Here is a 23,692-nt window from a genome sequence, read left to right on the forward strand (position 1 = left end):
TTGCATGTGTAAGGCATGCCGCCAGCGTTCAATCTGAGCCAGGATCAAACTCTTCAGTTTAATCTCTGTTTTGTGCCATTTCTGGCAGGTTCCGAAGAACCGTCGCTCACTCAAAATACTGACAGGAATGTTCTTGCGAACTTTCCTATATTTCTTTGTGAGCACTTCATGTTTTAAGTAATCCAGATCCGCTTTCGCTCGTCCGGCGCACTTCCATCAAGCGCCCACACTTATCGGTTGTTAATTTTTAAAGAACTCTTGCTTTACTTCAGCTCTTTCGAGCTCCTGGCCTCGCTGTCGAATCGTTTTGTTCGTCAGCAGCACAGAGATGAGATTATGCGGCGTTTTGTTTTTCCCGTCAACCACTTTGTTTTGCTTTTCTGCTCTACAAAGTGCTTCTGGCAACCCACCGACTCCCGTCCCGCATCAAGCGTTTCGCACCGTTTTTCGCAGTGCTTCTAAGCGCCGTTTCGCGACGGGAGGCGAACTATATCAAAGGTTCTGGAATCGTGGCAAGCGCTTTTCTAAAAAAGCTTTCATGCCCTCCTTTTGATCCTCGGTTCCGAAGGTGCAATGGAATAATCGGCGCTCGAACAGGACGCCATCGGCCAACGGCGTTTCATAGGCGCGATTCACGGATTCCTTGATCATCATGGCCACTGGGAGGGACATCGATGCAATTGTCTGCGCTGCCTCCATCGCTTCGTCCATCAGGCGCTCGGCAGCCACAACACGCGACACCAGCCCGGCCCGTTCTGCTTCGACTGCATCCATGATGCGAGCGGTCAGGCACATGTCCATTGCCTTCGACTTTGATACAGCCCGAGGGAGCCGCTGTGTGCCCCCCGCACCAGGCGTGATGCCGAGCTTGATTTCCGGCTGGCTGAACTTCGCATTGTCTGCGGCAATAATGAAGTCGCACATCATGGCCAGTTCGCACCCGCCGCCAAATGCGTAACCGGCGACCGCCGCGATTACCGGCTTGCGAACCCGCAGCACATGCTCCCAGTTGCGGGTGATGTAGTCGCCCTTGTAGACGTCCATGAACGAGTAACCCGCCATCGCACTGACATCCGCCCCGGCGGCGAAGGCGCGTTCGCTTCCGGTGAGGACGATGCAACCTATTTCGGGATCCGAATCGAAGGCTTGAAGCGCTTGACCCAACTCGTCCATCAACTGATCGTTCAATGCGTTTAGCGCCTTGGGACGGTTCAGTCGAATCAGGCCGACCCGCTCTTTAGTCTCCACCACAATTGTTTCGTACTGCATCTCCATCTCCTTTAAGGGAACCGTTCAATTTTGTTCGGTTCATATTTTACCGACAGGCGGTGGTTGCGCCCTCCAAGATGCAAGCCTTGATTTCCATCAAACCTTGCATGCCCTGGCTGCCTAACATACACCGGCTGGACTAGTGAGGAGACCATAAGATGATGCGAGAAATTTGGACGCCAGAATTGACGAGCGGGGCGGCATGGCTGGACGAATTGCACTACGGCATTGCCATATCGCTACGACGCGCTGGACAAGCGCACGACCGCGCATTCCCGGCCGCCTACACAAGCCTTGTTGCGGATATCGAGTTGGCATTCCGGGAAGAGGAAAAGCGGATGGACGACGCAGACCCGGCCTTGGTAAAGAGCCATCGGGAACAGCACGCGCGCGTGTTGCGCGGCTTGCACTGCGCCCACACACAGGTATTGGACGGAGACATTGCGCTTGGTCGGGAGATTGCAATTGAACTACTGCCACGCTGGCTCGGCTGGCATATCGCGGCGATGGATATTCCACTGGCCAAGGCAACGATGCATTACGGAAACGACAACGCCAGTACAAGAAATCCCTGCATCAGCGTTTCATGATCCCGGGCGTTTGGGCAGCAACAGCCACATATAGCCCGGCTGCTTCATCCGTCCGGCAAGCTCCCCCGCTTCGGAGCCGAAGCCCCAGAAAAAATCTCCACGGACTGCGCCGCGAATTGCCCCGCCGGTATCTTGTGCCAGCATCAGTCGCTGTAGTGGTATCGCGCTGTTGGGCTGCGTAGTGGAAAGGAAAACCGGCGCGCCAAGTGTCAGGACGCGCGGGTCAATTGCCATGGATCGGTTTGGCGTCAACGGTACACCGAGCGAGCCATTTGGCCCTTGTTCTACGGAAGGCAACTTCTCTTCGCGGAAGAATACAACGCTTGGATTCGCGTTCAACAGCTCCTGTCGACGGGCGGGATTCGCCTGGAACCAGGCCTTGATCGACCCTGCTGATGCTTGGTCCAGCGTCATTTCGCCCTTGTCGACCAGATAGCGGCCTATAGACTTGTAGGGGTGGCCGTTTTGATCGGCATAAGCCACCCGTACTGTCTCCCGCGTATCGGCCAGCTGGACGCGGCCGCTACCCTGCACCTCAAGAAAGAAAGCATCGATCGCATTGTCTACCCACAGCAATTCCTTGCCGGCCAGGGAATTCGACTGTGCCATCTGTGCGCGGGTCGGATACGGAATGACCTTGTTTCCCGCCACCCTGCCCCGCAATCGCATCCCCTTCAGTTCTGGATAGACCGATGACAGATCGACTACAAGCATATCGTCCGGCACCCGGAATAGCGGAATCTGGTACGGACCTCCACGCTTGCGTGCACCGCTCAACAGTGGTTCGTAATAGCCGGTGATCAGGCCGCGGTCACTGCCATCCGGGTTGTTCACCTTGTGCGGCGTGAAGAAAGATTCGAAAAACAATCGTACGCCCTTGCTATCCGCGCCATCCACGCTGCTTGCAACAGAACACGACTCTTTCCACTCGGGCTTGCGCACCAGTACCGTGCAGGAAGCAAGAAAAGGGCGCCATGCCTCCCGCAGGTCGTCTGTGTTCCAACCCGGTATGTCGGCAAATGTAACTGGCTGAAGGGTTGGCGGCAGCGGGGCCGCTGTCGGCGCAGACGGCTCCACCTTTGCTGGCGGCGTGACTGCACACCCGCCAAGACTGATTGCGACGGCCAATGCGAGTAAACTCGCCACTCGTGACAAACCATAGGCGGCACTCATGTGGCTATTAATCGTGGAAGCGCTTGTTGCGCTATTCCTGTTTGTATTTATCGTTTGGTGGACCATGTTTTCTGGCAAGAAGCCGGACCCGACCCAAGGCAAGACCAAAGATCAGGCCGGGCAAAAGGACGAATCGCCTTAGCTAGTGAAGTGTGCGCGGCAGGGTCAGCACGAATTCGGGAATTTCCGCCTCGAACCGGGTGCCATCTTCGGCGACACAAAAATATTCGCCGTACATCGTGCCTTGCGGCGTGGTCAGCGTTGCGCCACTGGTGTATTCGAACTGCTCGCCCGGCTGAAGCAAGGGCTGGTGTCCGACCACGCCGAGTCCATGTATTTCCTGGATTTGATTGCTGGCGTTGGTAATCACCCAATGCCGGGAAATCAACTGGGCGGCAATAGTACCCGTATTGCGGATTGTGATTGTGTAGGCGAAGACATATTGCGACTTGTCCGCATCTGATTGTTCCTCGATGTAGCGACTGACCACCGATACCTTGAATTCGTATGCTGCCATCTCGCTCTCCGCTAAGTTCTGAATGTCACATCGGGGCCGATTGCACACGAAATCGGTTTCACTGACAAGCTATCATTGCGGCCCGGCGGTAAAATACCCGATCTTCCGAATCATCGCTCCCCATGACAACCTACCGCATCGCCCCAAGCATACTGTCCGCCGATTTTGCCCGACTCGGCGAAGAAGTGCGCAATGTCGTCGCTGCAGGCGCCGACTTTATTCACTTCGACGTAATGGACAACCATTATGTGCCCAACCTGACGATCGGTCCGTTGGTTTGCGAAGCGATCCGGCCCCATGTACAGGTGCCAATCGACGTCCACCTGATGGTCAAGCCGGTGGACCGGATCATTCCCGACTTTGCCAAGGCAGGCGCCAACATCATCACCTTTCATCCGGAGGCCTCCGACCATATCGACCGCAGCCTGCAACTGATCCGTGATCACGGCTGCAAAGCCGGACTGGTGTTCAACCCCGGTACACCGCTGCATTATCTCGACCACGTCATGGACAAGCTCGACATCGTGTTGATCATGTCGGTCAATCCGGGCTTTGGCGGCCAATCGTTCATTCCCGGGGCGCTGCAAAAAATTGCCGCCGTACGGCAAAGGATTGAAGCCTCCGGACGCGAGATACTGCTGGAGGTGGACGGCGGCATCAAGGTCGAGAACATTGCAGAGGCGGCAGCAGCGGGGGCGGACACCTTCGTTGCCGGATCCGCCATTTTTGGAAAGCCCGACTACAAGGCGGTGATCGACGCGATGCGCAGGTCGCTGGCCGCAGTGTGAGCCTCAAAGCCAGCCCTGAGCTCGCTGCCATCCGGGGCGTGGCGATCGACCTCGACGGGACGATGATCGACACCGCACCGGACTTCCACATCGCCATCAACCGAATGCGCGCCGAGATCGACCTGGCCCCGATATCGAAACACCTGGTCATCCGCTACGTCGGCAAGGGCACGGACAACCTGGTAAGGAGCATCCTCGCCCTGGAACTGCCCGCCGACAAACTTGAAACAATATTCCCGCAAGCACTGTCGCGGTATCACCATCACTATCACGCCATCAACGGCGATCACAGCCAAGTCTATCCGGGGGTCGAGTCCGGGCTGGCAGCCATGCGCGGGCAGGGATTGCGGCTGGCGTGCGTCACCAACAAGCCGATTGCCTTTGCCCGGCCGCTGCTGGAAAAGACCGGGTTGCTCAGCTTCTTTGAAGTCGTCTATGGCGGCGACTCGCTGCCCCTGAAAAAGCCGGATCCCTATCCGATGCAGCAGGTATGCCGGGATTTCAGCCTCGCCCCCAACGAGCTGCTGGCCATCGGCGATTCCAGCAACGATGCCCTCGCGGCCAGGGCTGCCGGATGCAAGGTCGTGGTCGTCCCCTACGGCTACAACCATGGGCTGCCTGTACAAACGATTGATGCCGATGGTATAGTCGAAACCTTGTATCAGGCAGCCGGCTTGCTCGCCCGCCAGGCTTTGCAATAAACAGCCGCTGCGCCATTGCAGCGCAAACAAGACCATACGATTTCTCATGTTCTCCTTTTCCAAAGAACGTCTTCTGCCGGCCCCGGGGGCCTGGCTATGGCGACGCAGGCACTCCTGGTCCTATTGACCGATTTGCTTGCTGTCTCGCGTACGCGCGGGCAGTTTTTCTTGGAAACCAGCCGCCTCCCTTAAAATAGCGGCCCCGGAGAAAAGTATGACTGAACTCGAATTCAAATCGCTGGCCTCGCAAGGCTATAACCGCATTCCGCTGATCGCCGAAGCATTTGCCGATCTGGAAACCCCGCTCAGCCTGTACCTGAAGCTGGCCCAATCGCAAAATGCCGGGAAAAACACGTTCCTGCTGGAATCGGTAGTCGGCGGCGAGCGCTTTGGCCGTTACTCGTTCATCGGCCTTCCCGCCAGTACGCTGCTGCGCAGCGTTGGCAACAAGACCGATGTGGTAAAACACGGCAAAGTGATCGAGAGCCACGAAGGCAATCCGCTCGACTTCATCGAAGAATTCATGGCACGCTACCGCGTCGCCATCCGGCCCGGAATGCCGCGTTTTTGCGGCGGCCTGGCCGGCTACTTCGGTTACGACACTGTGCGCCATGTGGAAAAACGGCTGGCTCACACCGCCCCGCTGGACGACCTGCGGCTTCCCGAAATACAGCTATTGCTGACCGAAGAGCTCGCCGTCATCGACAACCTGTCCGGCAAGCTTTACCTGATCGTCTACGCAGATCCGACACTGCCCGAATCATTCTCGAAATCCCGCCAGCGCTTGCGCGACTTGCGCGGCATGCTGCGCCGCGCAGTCGAGGCGCCAGTCACCTCGGCGTCAGTGCGCACCGACACCGTCCGCGATTTCGCGAAGGTCGACTACCTGAAGGCGGTTGCTAAAGCCAAGGAATACATCATGGCCGGCGACCTGATGCAGGTACAGATCGGTCAGCGCCTGCGCAAGCCCTATGTCGATTCGCCACTGTCGCTATACCGGGCGCTGCGTTCGCTCAATCCGTCGCCCTACATGTATTTCTACAACTTCGGCGACATGCAGATCATCGGATCTTCCCCCGAAATCCTGGTGCGCAATGAAGCGCTGCCCGACGGTCACAAAAAAGTCACCATACGGCCGCTGGCCGGCACGCGGCCCAGGGGCGAGACACCCGAGCGCGATGCCGCGCTCGCAACCGAACTGCTGGCAGACCCCAAGGAAATTGCAGAACACGTCATGCTGATCGACCTCGCGCGCAATGATATTGGCCGCATTGCCGAGATCGGCAGCGTCAAGGTCACCGACAAGTTCGCCATAGAAAAATATTCGCACGTGCAGCACATCGTCTCCAATGTGGAGGGCACGCTCAAAGAGGACATGTCCAACCTGGACGTCCTGCGCGCTACCTTCCCGGCTGGAACGCTGTCTGGCGCGCCAAAAGTACGCGCCATGGAAATCATCGACGAACTCGAACCGGTCAAGCGCGGCATCTACGGTGGCGCATGCGGCTACCTGTCCTTCGGCGGCGAAATGGACCTGGCGATTGCCATACGGACCGGCGTGCTCAAGGACGGCGAACTCTATGTACAGGCGGCCGCGGGCATCGTGGCCGACTCCGTCCCGGAAATGGAATGGCAGGAAACCGAAAACAAGGCGCGCGCAGTGCTGCGCGCTGCCGAGCAAGTGCAAGACGGCCTGGACGGGGAGATCTGACATGCTGCTGATGATCGACAACTACGATTCGTTCACCTATAACCTGGTCCAGTACTTCGGCGAACTCGGTGAAGACGTGCGCACATTCCGCAACGATGAAATTACGCTGCAACAGATCGCTGAAATGAACCCGGACCGGATCTGCATATCGCCCGGCCCCTGCACGCCGCATGAAGCAGGCGTTTCCGTGCCGGTCCTGCAACAATTCGGCGGCAAGATCCCGATCCTGGGCGTATGCCTGGGCCACCAGAGCATAGGCGCGGCGTTTGGCGGCAAAGTCATCCGCGCACGACAGGTCATGCATGGCAAGACTTCGCCGATCCAGCACACCGGCGCGGGCGTATTCAAGAACCTGCCCAGTCCCTACACCGTTATCCGCTATCACTCGCTGGCGATCGAACGCGAAACGCTGCCGGACTGCCTTGAAATCACGGCATGGACCGAGGACGGCGAGATCATGGGCGTACGGCACCGCGAATTCAACGTCCAGGGCGTGCAGTTCCATCCGGAGTCGATCCTGACCGAGCATGGCCACGCGCTGCTCGACAATTTCATCAAGGGCGCCTGATTCCCTGGCCCGCTGCTGATGACGGAGTTTGATTCCTGATACCCCAAGCCCGACGGTCGCACCTGGACTCAACAACATCCAGGGGCTAAACAAGATTCACCGCTTCAACAAGATTTGCGAGAACGCGATGTCCATCACACCACAAGAAGCCCTGCTGCGCTGCATTGACCATCGTGAAATATTCCACGATGAGATGCTGTCCCTGTTCCGCAAGATCATGAGCGGAGAAATGTCGCCGGTCATGATCGCCGCGCTGACGATGGGCCTGCGCGTCAAGAAAGAAACCGTCGGCGAAATCGCCGCAGCCGCACAGGTCATGCGTGAGTTTGCCACCAAGGTGCCCGTCGCAAACAGCGAGACCCTGCTCGACATCGTCGGCACCGGCGGTGACGGCGCGCACACCTTCAACATCTCGACGGCATCGATGTTCGTCGCCGCCGCAGCCGGCGCGCGGGTTGCCAAGCATGGCGGGCGCAGTGTCTCTTCATCCTCCGGCAGTGCCGACGTGCTGGAAGCGTTCGGCGCCAACATCAACCTGAAGCCGGAACAAGTCGCCCGCTCGATCGAAGAAACCGGCATCGGATTCATGTTCGCGCCCAATCACCATGCCGCCATGAAGCATGCCGGGCCAGTGCGCAAGGAACTGGGCGTTCGCACGATCTTCAACATACTCGGTCCGCTCACCAATCCCGCTGGCGCAGCCAACATATTGATGGGCGTATTCCACCCCGACCTGGTCGGCATCCAGGTCCGTGTGTTGCAGCGCCTGGGCACCCGACATGCCATCGTCGTGTGGGGCCGCGACAATATGGACGAGGTATCGCTCGGCGCGTCAACGATGGTGGGCGAACTGGTCGACGGCGAAATCCGCGAATACGAAATCCATCCCGAAGATTACGGCCTGCAGATGGTATCGACCCGCAACTTCAGGGTCAGCGGCGCAGAAGAATCCAAAGCCACGATCCTGCGCGCCCTGAACGACGAGCCGGGACCGGCACGCGATATCGTCGCCCTGAACGCTGCTACCGCACTGTATGCAGCCAACATCGCACCCTCTATCGAAGCAGGTCTGCTGACGGCGCGGGAGATGATCGCTTCCGGCGCGGCACTCAAGAAAATCGAGCAGTTCGTGCGGACCACCCAACAACTCGGGGCGGCGGCCTGACATGTCCGATATCCTGCAAAAAATCCTCGACGTAAAAGCCGACGAGGTACGAACCGCCAAGAAACGCCAGGACCTGGCCAGCCTGCGGCGTGACGTCGAAAGCAACCGCGAAGCGCAACAGGCTGTGCGCAACTTTGAAGCCGCGTTGCGCAGCAAGATCGCCGCCGGCAAGGCTGGCGTCATTGCCGAGGTCAAGAAAGCATCGCCGTCAAAAGGCGTGCTGCGCGCTGACTTCCGCCCCGGCGAGATCGCCGCCAGCTACGCCAGCAACGGCGCGGCCTGCCTGTCCGTCCTCACCGACGTGCATTTTTTCCAGGGTTCGCCCGACTACCTGAAGCAAGCCCGCGCAGCCTGCACCGTACCGGCCTTGCGCACGGATTTCATCATCGACATGTACCAGGTCTACGAAGCAAGATCCTGGGGCGCCGATTGCATACTGCTGATCGTGTCCGCACTCGACCACGGCCTGATGGCCGAACTCGAAGCCTGCGCCCATGAATTGGGCATGGCCGTGCTGGTCGAAGTACATGACGGCGAGGAACTCGAATCGGCGCTGCGCCTGCAGACCGCGCTACTGGGCGTCAACAACCGCAACCTGCGCACCTTCGAAACGTCGCTACAAAACACGATCGGGCTGCTGCCGCAGATCGGCCCCGAAAAACTGGTCGTGACGGAATCTGGAATCCTGCACAGGGACGACGTGGACCTGATGCGCCAGGCTGGCGTGCATGCATTTCTGGTCGGCGAAGCATTAATGCGGGCCGAAGATCCGGGCGCGGAACTTGCGCGACTGTTCAACTGATCCAGCCCATCCAGCCACGTACGCAGGCCGGGCCGGCCTGGCTCAGCCAGGCTGCGAAAGCCAATCCGCACGCAATTTTGCCGCCCGCGCGGGTTTGGCAGATGGCGACAATTTCAGTTGCGGCGCGTCATCCACGGCCAGCACCAGTTGCCGCTGCATCAATTCATCGCGCCGGAAAACATGCACGGCCACCTGATCACCCGAGCGATAGCGCCCAAGCAGCGCATCCAGGTTAGTCGCGGTAACACGCAAGCCATCGATTGCCACCAGCATATCGCCCGCTGACAAACCCGCCTTGTGCGCGGCGCCGCCTTCGACAATCGCAGACAGCTTGCAATCCTGGCCATCCCTGGATGTCCGCGCACCCAGGCCCGGCTTCGCCTTCTTGCCATTGGACTGCACGTCGATGCCGAACGGCGCCAGCAGGTCAGCAAGCGGCACGTCATCAGTGCCATTCACAAAGCGCGCCAGGAAGCGCTTCAGCGAGAACCCGGCTACCTCATCAAGCAAGGCCTCCAGCGCCGGCTCCGATACGCCCTGTCCGCCTTCAGGAGTATAGAAGTCACGCCCATACCGAACCCACAATGCACGCATCACATCGTCCAATGACTTCTTGCCGCGTGTACCAGTACGGATCGTCAGGTCCAGCGCCAGGCCGACCAGCGAACCTTTGGCGTAATAGCTGACGATGGCATTGCCGGCGTTTTCGTCCTGGCGGTAATACTTCACCCACGCATCGAAACTCGATTCAGCCACGCTTTGCTTTTTGCGGCCGCTGCCCTTCAAGACATTGTTGACGGTTTTGGCCAACAGTTTGCAATACGCGTCCTCGTCGATCACGCCGCTGCGTACCAGCATCAGGTCATCGTAATAACTGGTAACGCCCTCGAACAGCCACAACAAGGACGTATAGCTTTCGACCCGGAGATCATAGGGGGCAAACGCCGCCGGCTTGATGCGCTTTACGTTCCAGGCATGGAAATACTCGTGGCTGCATAGTCCGAGGAAGCCACGGTAGCCATCGCTCATCTCCGACTGGCCCTTGACCGGCAAGTCGCTGCGCGCGCAGATCAAGGCGGTCGACGCGCGATGCTCCAGGCCGCCGTATCCATCGCCCACGACCAGGGTCATGAATACAAAACGCTTCATCGGCGCACGCCGGGTGAGCGGCTCGAACAAGGTAATCTGCGCCTCGCAGATTTTGCGCAAATCGCCAGCCAGCCGTGCCAGGTCCAGGTTCGGGACCTGGCCCGTGATCACAATATCGTGCGCAACGCCGTGCGCCTTGAATGTCATGAGCGCGAACTCGCCCATCTCGACCGGATGGTCGATCAGATCATCATAGTTGGCCGCCAGATAGCTGCCAAAGCCATAGCGCCTGGCCTTGGCCTCCGGCAGCGAGGTGGCTACCCGCCAGTGCGCATACTGCTCGCCCTCGGGCGGCAGGATATCGACCAGGTGCTTTTCATTTTCCTGCCCGCACACCTGCAGGAAAACACTGGTGCCATTAAAAAATCCGTGGGTCTGGTCCAGGTGTGCCGCACGCACCGACAGGTCCCAGGCATAGACCTCATACTGAACCACCAGCGGCCCGCCACAGGGCGCGGCCTGCCAGGTGTGCTTGTCGGTCTTGCGCAAAGCCACACGACGCCCATCGCACTGCCCCTGGATACGCACGATATTGCGCGAAAATTCGCGGATCATGTAGCTACCGGGAATCCACGCCGGCAGCGAAAACTGCTGCCCCTCTGGCGCCGGACGATCCACCGTCAGCGTGACGAAGAAAAGGTGCGCAGCCGGATCGCCGGGGACGATGGAATAGCGCACCGCATTCTTCAGAGCTGCCTTGGCCTTGTTCGCTGGCGTCGTCGCCTTCTTCGTCGCTAGCGTGTTCGCCATCGTCGTCATCTTCGCCATTATTTGATGGTGGCGAACTTGCTTTCCAAAGCCTTGGCGTCCATCGCGCCAGCGGTGCGAGTCCCGTCTGCAAAGAACGTCGTCGGCGTACCCGTGACCTTCAGTTTGCGGCCCAGGTCAAAAATCCGCTCATTGGGCGTTGTGCATCCCTCGGGCGCATCGGGCGCTGCCTTGCCGGACAACATCCAGTCATCCCACGCCTTGTTGCGGTCCTTGCTGCACCAGACATTGCGCGACTTGACGGCCGAATCCTCAGACAGGATGTTGTACAGGAAGGTATAGATCGTCACATTGTCTACGTCCTGCAAGGTACGGCGGAAGCGCTTGCAATAGCCACAGTTCGGATCTTCGAACACTGCGATCACGCGCTTGCCGTTACCCTTCACCGTCTTTAGCGCAGACTCCAGCGGCAGCTCGGAAAACTTCACCTTGCTGATCTCTTCCACCCGCTCCCGCGTGAAGTCCCGGGTCGTCTTCGAATCGAGGATTCGGCCCACGAACAAATACTTTGCCTGCGCATCGGTATAGAAAATATCGTTGCCTACCCGGACCTCGAACAGGCCGGAGTATGGCGTCCTGGTCACCGTATCGATCTTCGCTTCATCGCCGATGCGCGGCTGGATCAGCTTGCGCACGGCAGCCTCCTGCGCAGTTTCCGCCAGCACAGGGAATGCAGCCAGCGCCAGCAGCAGCACGAGCAGGGAGCGGATTGTTTTCGTCATTGCATGTTCCAGTAATAAGTCATAGCGAACCCATGGCGTGGGCAATCAGGCGGCGTTTAATGAAAGGCAGGCGATCCAGCAAGTCCATGCCCAGGTTACGGACCAGGCGCACCGGTTCCAGGTCAGTCGAGAACAAGCGTTCCAGTCCATCCGTGGCCAATTGCATCAACAAAACATCTTCGGTGCGCGAGCGCGAATAACGCCTGAGCAGGCGCTCATCGCCGCAATCGGCCGCAGCACCGCGTTCCGACATGACCCGGATCAAGGCCGCCACATCGCCAAATCCCAGGTTCATGCCATGGCCGGCAAGCGGATGCACCGCGTGCGCGGCATCACCTGCAAGAACGACGCGCGGCGCAATCATCGACGCGGTACGCAGGAAGATCAGCGGAATCGCCCGCACCGATTCCGGCTGCAGCGGCGTCAGCCGGCCGGCAATCTGGCCAGGCAACGCCGACAGCGTATCGGCGAGTTGTGCCAGCGGATCACGCAGCAATTGCTCGGCCAGCGCATCGGGCGCGGACCAGACCAGCGACACCCGGTTGCCCGGCAAAGGCAACAGCGCGATGACGCCCTCTTTGTCGGTGAACCATTGTTGGGCAGTACCGTGATGCGGCAGCTCGCAAGCAAAGTTGCAGACCACCGCCTGTTGGCCATAGGAACGATAAGTGATGCCGATATCGCACTGTCCCCGCACCCACGACTGGCGGCCATCGGCGCCGACCAGCAAGCCAGCCTGGATGCAGCGACCATCCTGCAGTACCAGCCTGACGGAGGCCGAATCCCGCTCAATACGCTCTGCCAGGCCCTCGACCTTGCTCAGGTTTGGCGTAAAGCGCAGCGCTCCGTCAAGCGCATGTTCAAGATTACTGTCTTCAACAATCCAGGCCAATTCCGTGGCGCGCGCGCTGTAGGCGTCGAATGAAATCTTGCCAGCCCGGGCCCGGTCGCCCTGCACCACCATCGACTCCACCGGCGCCACCCTGGCGTGATCCAGCGCCTCCCAGACGCGCAAGCGCGACAACAGGTCCCGGGAGACACGGTTCAAAGCGAACACCCGCACGTCCCAGGACGCCGCTTGCACCGCGTGCTGACCGGGTGGACAAAGGAGAATGACAGACAGGCCGGCTTGCGCCAGACCGACAGCGGCGGCCTTGCCGACTGCACCGTTGCCGACGATGCAAACGTCGCATTGGAGATTCATTGAATTGACTGCGCCGATTGATGGATCAAAACCAGCGCTCATTATAGCGGTACGGTAGGAAGCAGCTGCCGATCTCGCTTTGCACAAATGAATTACCTTTGCTATACTTGCGCCCCTTGGCCTGGTAGCTCAGTCGGTAGAGCAGAGGATTGAAAATCCTTGTGTCGGTGGTTCGATTCCGCCCCGGGCCACCAAGGATATTCCTTACAAGAACGCCAACCTTTGCGGGTTGGCGTTCTTGTTTCCGGGACAAATACGCCATGTGAACGGCCCAATCCCGGCATGCGGCCGCCTCAAGGATATCCGTCACCTCTCCCTCCCCCTTGCTTTTTCTCGCGGGAAGCAATGCTTGCCGACATGCCTGTTCAATCAGGACGATATGGTCAATGCGACCATTATCGATAGCGGTACGATCAACACCAAGCAACAAGATACGGCTGGCAACTGATCCAGTGCCGGCCATTCCCAAGGATGAGCAAACGAGCATCGCCTCCGGGAACGCAGCGGTTTTGCTTCGATTTGCTCACTACGACCTTGGCTCCCTGAAATGGACCGCAATAGCCATGCAGTCTTGTTACATGAGGCAAGTAGAAGCTGATCATGCCTAATCTCAGCGACCAGCAACGTCAAATCATCACGCGCGGCGTGATGCGACAGCCCCAGGCGATCGTTGAAGATACGATAAAACTATGGGAGAACCTGGCCAGGGAAATCAGTCCCATCATCGGCGAAGTCGGCTTCGAATCGCTGTATCACCGGAGCATTCACCTCAGTAGCGCCGAGTTTCCCTGGCTTGCGTCGGCCGGCAAGTTGCCACCGAACGACTCGTCCTTTGCGGGCTTGCGGGCGGCACTGCAAGCAGAGGACTGCGAGAAGGCAGGGGAAGCGAGCATTGCCCTGCTGGGCATTTTTGTCGAAATCGTCATTCGGCTGATCGGCGAACCCCTTACGGCAAACATCTTGCGCGCCGCCTGGAGCGACGAGATATTCCAGCCAGCCGTGAAGGAGCTTAAAGCATGAGTGACAAAGTAGCCATCCGCCGCCTTCCGAGCGGCGTCACAGGAATGGATGACCTGCTCGGCGGCGGCATTCCGGAATTTTCGTTCAACCTGATTGCGGGCGCGCCTGGTAGCGGCAAGACCACCCTGGCGCACCAGATCATGTTCTCGCTGGCAAGGCCGGATTGGCGGGCGCTGTTTTTTACAGTACTGGGTGAGCCGCCCTTGAAAATGCTCCGGTATCAGCAGCAATTCCCGTTTTTTGACATCGACAAAGTGAACCAGTCGATCCGGTTTGTGAGCCTGGCGGCAGATGTGATGGCCGGCGACTTGAAGACCGTTCTGGCGCGTATAGAAAAAGAGGTGCGGCAGTATTCTCCAAGCCTGGTAATCATTGATTCAATTCGTTCGCTGGCAGAGTCGGCGACAGCATCCGCCTCGACACCTCTCGGTCTGCAGCAATTTGTCCAGCAACTGGGGCTGCACATGACAACCTGGAATACGACCACGCTCCTGATCGGCGAATACACACCGCACGAAGCTGAATCAAGCCCGCTTTTTACGGCAGCCGATGGCATTGTGTGGATGTCGCAGGTGGTCTACCGCGATTCGACTGTACGCAAAATCCAGATCGCCAAGATGCGCGGCCAAGCGCAGAAGCCGGGCCTCCACACATTCCGGATCAGCAACGAGGGCGTCGAAATCTTCCCGCGTGCCATCCTGTCGGACGTTGATCTGCATTTTACCGGCGATGAACGGCTGTCGATCGGGGTCCCGCTATTAGATGAGATGTTGGGCGGGGGATTGCCGGTAGCCTACTCCTTGCTGCTGGTGGGTCCATCCGGATCGGGCAAGACCGTGCTGGCGACCCAGTTTATTTCTGAAGGCGCCCGTATTGGCGAGCCAGGTGTCGTTGCAGCCTTCGAAAAAAGTCCGAACCAGCTACTGAGCCGTGAACTCAATGAGTTGGTGCATAGCGGGAAGGTGGGCCTGATCGACACCCGTGGACTCGACCTTTCAATCGATGAAACCTTGCACGACCTGATTGTCATGATCAAGCGCTTGAAGGCAAAGCGGGTCGTCATCGATTCGCTGTCGGGATTCGAGCTGGCGCTGGCTCCCGTGTTCCGCGAGAATTTCCGGGAGTCACTTTATGGACTGGTTGCCGTGCTGACCGGCATGGGCGTCACGGTGATGATGACGTCGGAACTCGAGGATCGCTACACTGACCTGCGCTTCAGTTCCTACGGCAATGCCTTCCTTGCCGACGCCATCATCATGCAACGCTATGTCGAACTGGACGGGCAGTTCAAGCGCGTGATTTCAGTGGTGAAGGTCCGGGCCAGCAGCCATAGCAAGGACCTCCGGTTCTACGATATCAAGGACGGAAGACTGGAAATTGAAGGCACCCTGGGATCGTACCGCGGCGTATTGTCGGGCCGTCCGGCCGGCGGTACCTGAACCAGTGAATACCGGTAACTGGTTTCGCCGATAAAGACTTTCGATCCCGATGTTTCATAGCCTTCGTCCGTCGCCTTGGAAGAATGCCGACCCCTTGTGCATGCCGGCGTTCAAAAATAAAGCACTCGGCGTCCGGATTGTTTGCCGCATTCGAATGTCCTAGTTCAGGACGATGGCACCATGCCATATCCTGCGAGACCGCATTCAATGATGCTGGAATCGTTTCCGCCCCGTCCAGATTCAGACGCTGACTGGAATGGCCACGCGATGGAGGGCGATAGTGAAAAATCCTGACGACAATGCTACTGGTACCAATGACTCAATCAAAATGGATGTAGCAAACCGGCAAAAGGCCCCGTTGCCAGCTGACTTGAAACAACAGGTCACCGGCAAGGAAAGCGCCCTCCGCAACAGCGAAGAAGCAATTCTGAATCGGGAAAATCTGGCGACTGCGCGCGAATATGCTGCCGATCTGCGCGAAGGGAAGGCCGTTTCACGCGACGCCGCCGCTGATCTGCGCGAAGGGAAAGCCATCTCGCGTGAGCAGGAAATCCAGACTGCGGAGTCCACACTGGCAACGACCGACGAGCGCATGGAACTGGTGCGGCAAGCCAATGCACGCCTGGTTATTGCTGCAATCGAAGCGCACGAATTGGCTGAACAAGCCGAAGCGGCGAAGGCCCAGATCGATCATCTTGCGCATCACGACGTGCTCACCAATTTGCCCAACCGAATGCTGCTGCTGGATCGGCTCGGGCAGGCGATTGAGCTGGCCCGTCGTCGCGGACAGAAACTGGCCGTGATGTTCATGGACCTGGACCGGTTCAAGCACATCAACGATTCCTTGGGGCATGCGGTCGGCGACCAGCTACTGAAATCGGTCGGGCGACGCCTGATCACATGCGTGCGTCACTCGGACACAGTCAGCCGCCAGGGAGGGGATGAATTCGTGTTGCTGCTGTCCTCTGTCGAGCATGCAGAGGACGCGGCGCTCTCTGCGCAAAAAATGATCGACGCCCTCGCGCTGCCTCACCGCATCGAAGGGCACGATCTCCATGTCAGCATGAGTATCGGAATCAGCGTTTACCCGGACGATGGTCAAGATGCGGACACCCTGATCAAGAGCGCGGACACGGCGATGTACCATGCCAAGGAAAATGGGCGTGACAATTATCAATTCTTCGAAGATGAAATGAATGTTCGAGCCGTCAATCGGCAATCGATCGAATCCAGCCTGCGCGGCGCCTTGGCCCGGCAGGACTTTGTGTTGCATTACCAGCCGAAAGTGAATCTTCGCAATGGCGCGATCGTCGGTGTCGAGGCGCTCATCCGTTGGCAGCACCCGGAGCGCGGAATGCAGTTGCCAGCGCAATTCATACCTATCGCCGAAGACTGTGGACTGATCGTGCCGATCGGCCGCTGGGCACTGCGCGAAGCCTGTCGCCAGACCCGGGCCTGGCTGGATGCTGGCTTGTTGCCCGTGGCGGTTGCGGTCAACACTTCCGCGCTCGAATTCAGGGCCAAGGATTTTATCGAAAACATACGCGCAACGCTCGAGGATACAGGCCTCGAATCCCGGTACCTGGAACTCGAATTGACTGAAAGCGTGCTCATGTCTGATGGTGAGGTGACCAATTCCGAGCTACAGGCGCTTGCAAGCCTGGGCGTAAAGCTTGTGATCGACGACTTCGGCACCGGTTATTCCAGTCTGAGTTACCTGACGCGATTTCCAATCGATACCCTGAAGATCGACCAGTCCTTCGTCCAGCATATGACCAGCAACGAGGACGACGCCACCATCGTGAGTGCAGTGATCAGCATGGGTAAAAGCCTCAAGAAACGGGTCATCGCGGAGGGGGTTGAAACGCTGGAGCAGAGCACGTTTCTGCTGGCCCAGAATTGCGACGAGGGCCAGGGCTACCATTTCGGCCGCCCCATGCCCGCCGATGCCCTGGCCAAGTTGCTGCCAACCGGCGGCGCGGAAGATATGGCGGACCTGGAAAAGCCAAGCATAGTGCGCAGCCAAAAATACGTTGCGGCAGGCCGGGGCCAGAACCAACGCTGATTTGATCTGCCTGGTGCCCGCGCAGCAGTTACCTTGGACGCTCACGAACGCGATCCGCTCCCTTGCATGAACGCTTCAAAATCTTGCGCTGGCATCGGCCGGCCAAAGAAAAATCCCTGATAAGTGCTGCAGCCCAGATCTGCCAGGACGTCGCGCTGCGCAGCGGTTTCCACACCCTCGGCGATCACCGTCAAGCCCATGCTTGCAGCCAGCGCGATGATCATCCTGGCAATGGCCGCATCGTTCGGATCGATCAGTATGTCCCTGACGAACCCCTGGTCAATCTTGAGTTGATCCAGCGGCAGGCGCTTCAGGTACGAAAGTGACGAATAACCGGTGCCGAAATCATCGAGCGAAAAACCAACGCCAATTTCTTTCAGTACGCTCATCTTCGCAATCACCTTCTCGACGCTGTCGATCAGCGTGCTTTCCGTCATTTCCAGCTTCAGCCGATGGGGGTCGGCTCCGCTGCGCTTGAGTACGGACAGGACCTGATCGACAAAATCGTCCTGATGGAACTGACGCGCGCTAACGTTGACGGCCACGCAGAGGTGCGCCAGTCCAGGCCGGCCAGCCCAAAGTGCGAGTTGTGCGCAGGCAGCTTCCAGCACCCACCGGCCAAGCGGAAGGATCAGGCCGGATTTCTCCGCCAACGGGATGAAATCCGCTGGAAAGATCATTCCGCGCACGGGATCGCGCCAACGTACGAGCGCTTCAACTCCAGTCACCTGGCCTGGATCCGTTACCTGGACCTGGTAATGCAGGACGAGCTGATTATTTTCGATAGCCTCGTGCAGCCCATCCTCCATGGCGACGCGTGTACTGACCGCAGCCTGCATTTCCGGGTCGAAAAACCGCAAAGTGTTGCGCCCCGCGGCCTTGGCTTGATACATGGCCAGTTCTGCCCGTTTCAGCGGTTCATCTGAACCCTCGACCTGGTTGCCGAACAAGGCGATACCAATACTGGCGGTTCGGTGATGCGCCACATTGGCGAACAGATAGGGCTGCGCAAGTGCAAACAGGATTTTTTCGCTCATTGCTTCGGCTTGCGAGGCCGCCTCCTGGGGAGTGGCGCCCAGGTCTTCCAGCAGGATCACAAAATCATCGCCCCCGAGACGGCCCACGGTATTCCCCAGGCGAACACAGTTTTTCAGGCGTCTGCTGACCTCCTGCAGGAAAATGTCACCCTGCTCATGACCGAGCGTTTCATTGGTCATCCTGAAGTCGTCCAGGTCGACGAACAAGAGCGCGCCTTCCCGCCGGTGACGCAGTCTTGAAATCCGCGCCTGTTCAAGCCGATCCATGAACAGACGGCGATTGGGCAGCATCGTCAGCGGATCGAAGAACGATAAATTGTGAATCTGCTCCTCGGCGGCCTTGCGTACGCTGATGTCCCTGGTGATCGATAATATGCACGGCAGCCCATCCAGGGTGATCGCATGCGAAGAGACCAGTCCCGTGAACATGCTGCCATCCTTGCGGACGAATTCGGCTTCCAGGTTCGTGCAAGAACCATCCCGCTTCATGGCCTCTACCAGCTTTTGCCGGTCCTCCGCATGGCGCCAGACTTTAATGTCCCGCTCGGTCTTGCCGATGAGCTCTTCACGTGACCAGCCGACCATCAGCGTTTGTCCGTCATTGACCTCCAGGTAGCGTCCATCATGGGTGGTCGTAATAACGAGCGAGTCCGGGCTGGTACGGAAAGCCGTACGAAAGCGCTCCTCGCTCTGGCGCAATGTTGCCTCTGCCTGTGCCCGCGCATCCAGCATCGCATTGAGTCGCGCGGCTATCTGGCGAAGCTCGGCCGGGCCGGCCAGGGCGGCGCGCTCATGGATGGCGCCCGCGCCGACATTCTCCATCGTCTTCGAAATTTCCTCGACTGGCCGTGCCAGGCGCCGTGCCACCATGGCCGTGATTGCCGTCAGCGCCAGCAGCAGCGAGATGACCAAGGCAATATGCTCCAATGCCAACTGCATCACCGGCGCGATTGCAGCGGCCTCGTCCAGGCCGACATAGATGAACCAATCCGAATTGGCGATGGGAGCGAAGCTGTAAAAACGTTCAACGCCCTGGAAATCGCGTACGCGCAAGTCCCCTTCCCGCAATCTCAGCACGCTCTTTGTTGTTTCGGGATTGGCCGCCTGTTTTCCTACGCGCTGATCCGCATGCTCCGAACGGGCAATGATGGTTCCATCGCTGTTCAGAATGCCGATCACCGTCCGGGGCGGCATATCTTTTGAGGAAAACACCAGCTGGTAGCTGGTCAGGTCGATCGAGATCGCCACGGCACCATTGAGTTTCCCGGCGTCGTCCCGGATCGGATAGGCCAGCGTCACGACCCATCGGTCCGTGATAAATCCTCTGGCCGGTTTGCCGATCGTAAATTTTCCGGTCCGCATGACTTCGGAGAAGTAATACTTTGGATCAGGTCCCGCACCCGGCCCCGGCATCCTGCCAACGGCGCTGCAGACCAGGCTTCCTTTTGCGTCCAGCGTCAGTATGTTGGCGTAAGCCGTCTGCAGCTCCCTTAATTCCGCAAGCAGGGGATCACACCGGGTTGCGTCCAATCCCCGGATCCGGGGGCGCTGCGCGAGTTTTGAAAGGAGCACTTCGGCGTTGGCCAGGAATTGCTCGGTCTTCGCCCCGGACAAGGAACGGATTGTCCGCGCAGTCTGATAGGCTTTGGCGACGTCGCTTGTATATTGGCGATAGGTGTCATACGCCAGCACCGCAATCAAGGCGAACATGGGTATGGCGACCAGCCCCAGCAAGGCCAGCCGGATCGGATAACCGGATGCCGCGGCAAAAGCCAGGTCCGGTTTGGCGGGAGGCCGGTCGGAATCGCCTGGCTGCTCCACACTCTTCGAGTCAGACAAATGCAGCCCCTGCGCCATTGGCGCTACGATCAGACGGCGACAATTTCATCTCCGAATCGTCCATCCCAAGCCCTGCAAAATTTTTGACCTGCACCATGTCGGCAAAGCTGCCCTGTGAATCGTCAAACGGCGAAGACTGCCAAGCCGTGACTTCGGCCCGGGAATCGCCCCTTCAATACAAGAAGTTACCACTGATTCAACTCAATGAGAAAGCTCGTGGAAGTACCATGCTTTTTCCGGCAGCGTCGGGGATACCGCCACCGGCGCAGCGAGCCAGCGCGGGAGTTCAGCTTGCCCGCAATTCCGGCGCTTCAATCCGGCCTGCGTCACACGACAGTCACAATCACCTGAGATAATTCGATAATTCTCGAAATATAAAATACTCAGGAGCCTTATGAAAGTCGGCATCAATGGCATGGGCCGTATCGGCCGCTTGGCGCTCCGCGCTGCAATGGGGGCGGCGGAGCGCCAGCCGGACGATCCACGCGCAGGCAATCGCCTCGAAGTCGTCCACTTGAACGAACTCAAGGGCGGGGCCGCCGCCACGGCCCATCTGCTGGCATTCGACAGTGTCCAGGGTAAATGGCGTGCCGATATTGCCGCCGAGGGCGAGGACCGCATCCGCATCGGCGAGCGCAAGCTTTCCTTCAGCAGCCACGCGCAGGCGGCCGATATCCCCTGGGGCGACCTGGGAGTGGACCTGGTTCTGGAGTGCACCGGCAAGTTCCTGACGCCAGAGACGATCCAGGGCCACCTTGACCGGGGTGCCAAACGCGTCATCGTTGCCGCCCCGGTCAAGACCGGCGATGTCCTAAACATCGTGGTCGGCATCAACGAGCATCTCTACGACCCGGCAAAAAACAGGATCGTTACAGCAGCCTCCTGCACCACCAACTGCCTGGCGCCGGTGGTGAAGGTGGTGCACGAAAACCTGGGCATCAGGCACGGACAGATCACGACCATCCACGATCCCACCAATACCAATCTGGTGGTGGATGCGCCCCACAAGGACTTGCGCCGTGCGCGCAGCGCGATGTTGAGCCTTGCGCCCACAACCACCGGCAGCGCGACGGCCATCGCACTGATTTACCCTGAGCTCAAGGGCAAGCTCAACGGCCATGCTATCCGGGCCCCGGTGCTCAATGCATCGCTGACCGACTGCGTGTTTGAACTTGCGCGTCCGACCACCGCCGACGAAGTCAACGCCCTGTTCAAGGCCGCCTCCGAAGGCGCACTGGCGGGCATCCTGGGCTACGAAGAACGCCCGCTGGTCAGCGCGGACTACGCCCGCGATACGCGCAGCGCCATCGTGGACGCCTTGTCGACCATGGTCACGGACGGCACCATGCTCAAGGTGTACGCCTGGTACGACAATGAAATGGGCTACGCTTGCCGCATGGTCGACCTGGCTTGCCACCTGCACAAAGCAGGCATCTGACCATGCAGCACGCCGCGCGCAACTACGCCATCGTCACGGCAGCCTACTGGGGCTTCACGCTAACGGATGGCGCCCTGCGGATGTTGGTGCTGTTGCACTTTTACCGCCTGGGATACTCATCGATCACGCTGGCTTTCCTGTTCCTGCTGTACGAGGCCGCCGGCGTGCTGGCCAACCTGATTGGCGGCTGGCTGGCCACGCGCTACGGGATAACGCGCATGTTGACGGTGGGCCTGATCACGCAGATCGCAGGATTCACCCTGCTGTCCCTGCTCAATCCGGCGTGGACTGCCGCGATGTCGATTGCCTGGGTGGTGGCAGCGCAGGGGATATGCGGCGTGGCCAAGGACCTGACCAAGACGGCCAGCAAGTCGGCAATCAAGGTGACACAGGCGGCCGCCAAAGAGGAGGACAGCGGTCAGCTTTTCAAATGGGTGGCCTGGTTCACTGGCAGCAAAAACGCCATGAAGGGGATCGGATTTTTCGTCGGCGGCCTGCTGTTGCAGACGCTCGGATTCCAGGCCTCGCTCTGGGCCATGGCCGCGGTGCTGGCCCTGGTTCTGCTGGGTGTCGTTTCCTCCCTGCCCAGGATGATGGGCAAAAGCCGGGCGTCCAAATCAGCCAAAGAGCTGTTCGCCAAGAATCCCGGCATCAATACATTGGCTGCGGCGCGCGTGGTCCTGTTCGGTGCGCGCGACGTCTGGTTTGTCGTTGGCTTGCCGGTCTTCCTCTATTCGGTGGGCTGGAACTTCACGATGGTGGGCACCTTCCTCGCCGTGTGGACCATCGGCTACGGTATGGTGCAGGCAATGGCGCCGCAGATGGTCAGGCGCAGCAGTGATGGCTTGAGCGCGGAAGTACCCGCCGCGCGCCGGTGGTCGGCTATCCTGGCATTGGTAACAATGGGCCTGGCGATGGCCGTGGCGCTTGATGTGCCCCATCTGGAGTGGGTCGTTGTCACCGGCCTTGGCCTGTTCGGCTTCGCCTTCGCAATCAACTCGTCGGTGCATTCCTACCTGATCCTGGCTTATGCAGGCAGTGAAAAGGCCGCCGAAGATGTCGGCTTTTACTATGCAGCCAATGCCTTGGGCCGTTTCTTTGGCACCCTGCTTTCAGGCCTGCTGTACCAGTGGGGCGGCCTGCTGTATGCATTGATCGGATCAGCGGCCATGCTGGTCACATGCTGGCTGGTCACCTTGGCCCTGCCGGTCAATCCTGGCGATCGCCTGGCCAATGGAGTGCGGCCATGAACGATGTCCAGGCGGTCCGGGCGCTGGCGGCCCTTGCCCAGCCAGCGCGCTTGCATGTGTTCAAACTGCTGGTGGTGGCGGGGCGAAAAGGCGTCACGCCGTCACAGCTCAGCGTGGCCCTGGATATTCCGGCATCCTCCCTGTCCTTTCATCTGAAGGAGTTGATGAGCGCCGACCTGGTGACCCAGGAACGGGATGGACGTCATCTGATTTGTCGCGCCCAGCTCGGGCACATGAATGATTTGCTCCGCTTCCTGACGGCTAATTGCTGCGAAGGCGAACCGTGCCTGGACGCCCAGTCCATCGCCTGCACCACTTGTTGAAGTCCCAGTTGTTGAAGTCCCATCTGCCTGTGCTGCGCCCGATGTTGTAGAGAGCCCGAGTGCCGGGCTGCCGCGACTCGCCAGGCCAGGCTTCCTGACAAGCTGCAGCCGGGTGCAGTCAGCCGGCCCGACTCCCGGTATCATGTCCGTCCCG

The 23,692-nt window shown here is 59.1% G+C and carries 20 protein-coding genes and 1 tRNA gene; 14 read left to right on the forward strand and 7 right to left on the reverse strand.

The genetic code is table 11. The annotated features are described in order from the left end of the window. Nucleotides 1–492: 492 nt before the first annotated feature. Nucleotides 493–1,269 (reverse strand): enoyl-CoA hydratase, encoded by a 777-nt coding sequence (locus tag Q7T64_RS03660; RefSeq protein WP_304791337.1) that lies wholly within the window; start codon nt 1,267–1,269, stop codon nt 493–495. A 158-nt stretch (nt 1,270–1,427) separates the two neighbouring features. Here Q7T64_RS03660 and Q7T64_RS03665 point away from each other — a divergent pair, with 158 nt between their 5' ends. Then, a complete protein-coding gene (locus tag Q7T64_RS03665; RefSeq protein ID WP_304791340.1) occupies nt 1,428–1,859 on the forward strand; it encodes a hypothetical protein in 432 nt (143 codons plus the stop codon). On the opposite strand, the gene Q7T64_RS03670 is transcribed toward Q7T64_RS03665, so the two are convergent. Both Q7T64_RS03670 and apaG read right to left on the reverse strand, forming a co-directional pair. Next, complete coding sequence (locus Q7T64_RS03670) at nt 1,854–3,032, reverse strand: murein transglycosylase A (RefSeq protein WP_304791344.1); 1,179 nt, start codon at nt 3,030–3,032, stop codon at nt 1,854–1,856. The two genes, Q7T64_RS03665 and Q7T64_RS03670, sit on opposite strands and share 6 nt — an antisense overlap. Nucleotides 3,033–3,174: 142 nt before the next feature. Further along, nucleotides 3,175–3,549, reverse strand: coding sequence for a Co2+/Mg2+ efflux protein ApaG (apaG, locus tag Q7T64_RS03675; protein WP_304791348.1), 375 nt, complete (start codon nt 3,547–3,549; stop codon nt 3,175–3,177). A 122-nt stretch (nt 3,550–3,671) separates the two neighbouring features. On the opposite strand from apaG, the gene rpe reads away from it, so the two are divergent. The 6 genes from rpe to trpC all read left to right on the forward strand — a co-directional run bounded on the left by rpe (nt 3,672) and on the right by trpC (nt 9,284). Beyond that, complete coding sequence (gene rpe / locus Q7T64_RS03680; protein WP_304791352.1) at nt 3,672–4,337, forward strand: ribulose-phosphate 3-epimerase; 666 nt, start codon at nt 3,672–3,674, stop codon at nt 4,335–4,337. Further along, a complete protein-coding gene (locus tag Q7T64_RS03685; RefSeq protein ID WP_304791355.1) occupies nt 4,334–5,038 on the forward strand; it encodes a phosphoglycolate phosphatase in 705 nt (234 codons plus the stop codon). Before rpe ends, Q7T64_RS03685 begins: the two co-directional genes overlap by 4 nt. Before the next feature lie 214 nt (nt 5,039–5,252). Next, nucleotides 5,253–6,749, forward strand: coding sequence for an anthranilate synthase component I (trpE, locus tag Q7T64_RS03690; protein WP_304791358.1), 1,497 nt, complete (start codon nt 5,253–5,255; stop codon nt 6,747–6,749). A gap of 1 nt (nt 6,750) precedes the next feature. After that, complete coding sequence (locus Q7T64_RS03695; protein WP_304791361.1) at nt 6,751–7,317, forward strand: aminodeoxychorismate/anthranilate synthase component II; 567 nt, start codon at nt 6,751–6,753, stop codon at nt 7,315–7,317. 127 nt (nt 7,318–7,444) lie between these two features. After that, nucleotides 7,445–8,482 carry an anthranilate phosphoribosyltransferase gene (trpD, locus tag Q7T64_RS03700; protein ID WP_304791365.1) on the forward strand — a complete coding sequence of 346 codons (1,038 nt, stop codon included), beginning with the start codon at nt 7,445–7,447 and terminating at the stop codon, nt 8,480–8,482. A gap of 1 nt (nt 8,483) precedes the next feature. Then, entirely contained in the window at nt 8,484–9,284 is an 801-nt protein-coding gene (gene trpC, locus Q7T64_RS03705) for an indole-3-glycerol phosphate synthase TrpC (RefSeq protein ID WP_304791369.1), read from the forward strand. A 42-nt stretch (nt 9,285–9,326) separates the two neighbouring features. Here the strand turns inward: trpC and Q7T64_RS03710 are convergent, their stop codons facing one another. The 3 genes from Q7T64_RS03710 to Q7T64_RS03720 form a co-directional block, all read right to left on the reverse strand. Beyond that, the gene (locus tag Q7T64_RS03710) at nt 9,327–11,123 is read right to left on the reverse strand and encodes a M61 family metallopeptidase (RefSeq protein WP_304791469.1); all 1,797 of its coding nucleotides are present in this window, start codon (nt 11,121–11,123) and stop codon (nt 9,327–9,329) included. A 77-nt stretch (nt 11,124–11,200) separates the two neighbouring features. Continuing rightward, a complete protein-coding gene (locus Q7T64_RS03715) occupies nt 11,201–11,923 on the reverse strand; it encodes a DsbC family protein (RefSeq protein ID WP_304791371.1) in 723 nt (240 codons plus the stop codon). A 19-nt stretch (nt 11,924–11,942) separates the two neighbouring features. Continuing rightward, nucleotides 11,943–13,127: an FAD-dependent monooxygenase gene (locus Q7T64_RS03720; protein WP_304791374.1), complete on the reverse strand. Its 1,185-nt coding sequence runs from the start codon at nt 13,125–13,127 to the stop codon at nt 11,943–11,945. 118 nt (nt 13,128–13,245) lie between these two features. Between Q7T64_RS03720 and Q7T64_RS03725 the strand changes: the two genes are divergently transcribed. The 4 genes from Q7T64_RS03725 to Q7T64_RS03740 all read left to right on the forward strand — a co-directional run bounded on the left by Q7T64_RS03725 (nt 13,246) and on the right by Q7T64_RS03740 (nt 17,651). Continuing rightward, a tRNA-Phe gene (locus Q7T64_RS03725) sits at nt 13,246–13,321 on the forward strand. A gap of 406 nt (nt 13,322–13,727) precedes the next feature. Next, on the forward strand, nt 13,728–14,147 hold the full coding sequence (locus tag Q7T64_RS03730; protein WP_304791378.1) for a hypothetical protein: 420 nt from the start codon (nt 13,728–13,730) through the stop codon (nt 14,145–14,147). Next, nucleotides 14,144–15,586, forward strand: a complete 1,443-nt coding sequence (locus Q7T64_RS03735; protein ID WP_304791381.1) for an ATPase domain-containing protein — start codon at nt 14,144–14,146, stop codon at nt 15,584–15,586. The genes Q7T64_RS03730 and Q7T64_RS03735 overlap by 4 nt, the downstream gene beginning before the upstream one ends. Nucleotides 15,587–15,866: 280 nt before the next feature. Continuing rightward, nucleotides 15,867–17,651 (forward strand): bifunctional diguanylate cyclase/phosphodiesterase, encoded by a 1,785-nt coding sequence (locus Q7T64_RS03740; protein WP_304791385.1) that lies wholly within the window; start codon nt 15,867–15,869, stop codon nt 17,649–17,651. A gap of 41 nt (nt 17,652–17,692) precedes the next feature. On the opposite strand, the gene Q7T64_RS03745 is transcribed toward Q7T64_RS03740, so the two are convergent. Next, complete coding sequence (locus tag Q7T64_RS03745) at nt 17,693–20,422, reverse strand: EAL domain-containing protein (RefSeq protein ID WP_304791388.1); 2,730 nt, start codon at nt 20,420–20,422, stop codon at nt 17,693–17,695. A 499-nt stretch (nt 20,423–20,921) separates the two neighbouring features. Between Q7T64_RS03745 and Q7T64_RS03750 the strand changes: the two genes are divergently transcribed. Genes Q7T64_RS03750 through Q7T64_RS03760 form a run of 3 tightly spaced genes read left to right on the forward strand, consistent with a single transcriptional unit; the run spans nt 20,922 to nt 23,538 of the window. Further along, on the forward strand, nt 20,922–21,965 hold the full coding sequence (locus tag Q7T64_RS03750) for an ArsJ-associated glyceraldehyde-3-phosphate dehydrogenase (protein WP_304791392.1): 1,044 nt from the start codon (nt 20,922–20,924) through the stop codon (nt 21,963–21,965). Nucleotides 21,966–21,967: 2 nt separating this feature from the next. Continuing rightward, nucleotides 21,968–23,215 (forward strand): organoarsenical effux MFS transporter ArsJ, encoded by a 1,248-nt coding sequence (gene arsJ, locus Q7T64_RS03755; protein ID WP_304791395.1) that lies wholly within the window; start codon nt 21,968–21,970, stop codon nt 23,213–23,215. After that, the gene (locus tag Q7T64_RS03760) at nt 23,212–23,538 is read left to right on the forward strand and encodes a helix-turn-helix transcriptional regulator (protein ID WP_304791398.1); all 327 of its coding nucleotides are present in this window, start codon (nt 23,212–23,214) and stop codon (nt 23,536–23,538) included. The genes arsJ and Q7T64_RS03760 overlap by 4 nt, the downstream gene beginning before the upstream one ends. Nucleotides 23,539–23,692: the final 154 nt, after the last annotated feature.

Source organism: Lacisediminimonas sp., assembly GCF_030645335.1.
Taxonomy (GTDB): Bacteria; Pseudomonadota; Gammaproteobacteria; order Burkholderiales; family Burkholderiaceae_D; genus Lacisediminimonas.